We start from the raw sequence: 1,509 nt of genomic DNA, 5'->3' as shown, positions 1-1,509 counted from the left end.
GAGGCCGCGCAGGCAGCCCTGCCTGCTGCCTTAGAAGCGCCGGCCTCATCGCATCCCCGCCGGAAGCGGAGCGATTTGACGATTGATCTGGGCCGCGGTCGTCGTKACCGTGTAGACAGCGACATCGAGAGGGAGGCGCTTCGCCGTATTCTCGATTGTGTGCTGGGTCGGTGATGATCCCGGTTCCTGCTGGTGTGAAGGTCTGGCTGGCGACGGGCMATACAGATAGGCGCAAGAGCTTTMCCGGTTTGTMACTGATGGTGCAGGAGACGTTGAAGCGTKATCCGATGTGCGGACACTTGTTCGTCTTTCGCGGTCGTGGCGGTGGCCTGATCAAGGTCATCTGGCATGATGGCCAGGGAGCCTGCCTGTTCACGAAAAAGCTGGAACGTGGACGCTTTMATATGGCCGTCGGCGGCCGATGGAGCGGTGGTGATTACTCCTGGGCAACTCGGCTATTTGCTAKAAGGTATAGACGTAAGCATCCGGGGAACTGGAAGCCGACGCCAGCCAGGACGCACTGGCCGCCGTAACGGCAAAGCCTTTCAACGGTCCATACCTTCGAGCGCAAGCGTCTTTTAAGGAAGCCGTTTCCGGGGCAACCTGTCGCGCGAACGCGGCGTCACTGCTCGGCCAACAAGCTGCCCATGCTGCGGCTCGGCCAAGCTGGCGATGACGTTACCGAAATTAGAAGTGGTCCCGCGCAAAGGCCATCCAGTCATTCTTTGCCCGGAATGCGAGAAGATCGCACAGCTGCCAGCACCCWTTCATGTGACGCCGCGCCTTTGTAGGGCCAAACCTGCTGGCGATGATCCTGTMGCKAAGCTCGGCCAGCATCAACCGCTGAACCGGCCGACTAACGGCCGGTAGAGCAAAATTCAATGCMCGCCTTTCGTCCATCTTTGGTGGCCTGAGCGATTTGGCCCGGTCCAAGACAGTCGCCAATGCGTTCAACCGACGCAATCTCACCTGCTTCTCTCTTTGCAATCAACTCATGATAAAGGACATCATCGGATATTTGTMCGGTTACAAGAACTACGGCGTCCACTTTMCTATTGGATTCCGCACCAGTTAGAATACGGCTGGTAGTAATGTTGCCAGATGAGATGCTAGTTACGGATGTGCCGACGACGATCTCGATACCCATCTCGTTCATTGCGTTGATTACGTGAACAAGTTCCAGTGTGTTGATCGTMCACGGTGCCGGATCGCTCGCAGTCGTGATGTAAGTTACCTTACAGCCTGATCGTGCAAGGCGTTCAGCTACCACCGTGGCCATGTAAAAGTAGTCTTCATCATAAACGACGACCTCACCGCGAGGTAAGTTACCATCCAAGATTTCTTCCGGGCCGTACACGTGGGGTAGATCAGCGCCGKGTATCGGTTCATMGTGATTGCGACCGATACCATCCTTGCGCCATTTTGCGCCGGTCGCCACGATCACATGATCCGCTTCGAAGCCGATGACGTCGTCTGCAGTAAGGACGCTGTTAAGATACATGTTTGCAT

The 1,509-nt window shown here is 56.2% G+C and carries 1 protein-coding gene and 2 pseudogenes; 2 read left to right on the top strand and 1 reads right to left on the bottom strand.

All coding sequences use genetic code 11. The features are described 5' to 3' along the window. Positions 1–173 precede the first annotated feature (173 nt). Complete coding sequence (gene tnpB / locus QD357_RS32195; RefSeq protein WP_414126061.1) at positions 174–533, top strand: IS66 family insertion sequence element accessory protein TnpB; 360 nt, start codon at positions 174–176, stop codon at positions 531–533. Continuing rightward, positions 491–852, top strand: a pseudogene (locus QD357_RS32190) (IS66 family transposase); the annotation flags it as partial. The gene tnpB and the pseudogene QD357_RS32190, both read left to right, overlap by 43 nt. 4 nt (positions 853–856) lie before the next feature. On the opposite strand, the pseudogene QD357_RS32185 reads toward QD357_RS32190, so the two are convergent. Beyond that, a pseudogene (locus QD357_RS32185) lies at positions 857–1,509 on the bottom strand (hypothetical protein); the annotation flags it as partial.

The organism is Rhizobium sp. BR 317 (assembly GCF_047445835.1).
Lineage (GTDB): Bacteria > Pseudomonadota > Alphaproteobacteria > Rhizobiales > Rhizobiaceae > Rhizobium > Rhizobium paranaense.
Note: the sequence above shows the minus strand (reverse complement) of the source record. Positions and strands in the feature narration are given on the sequence as shown.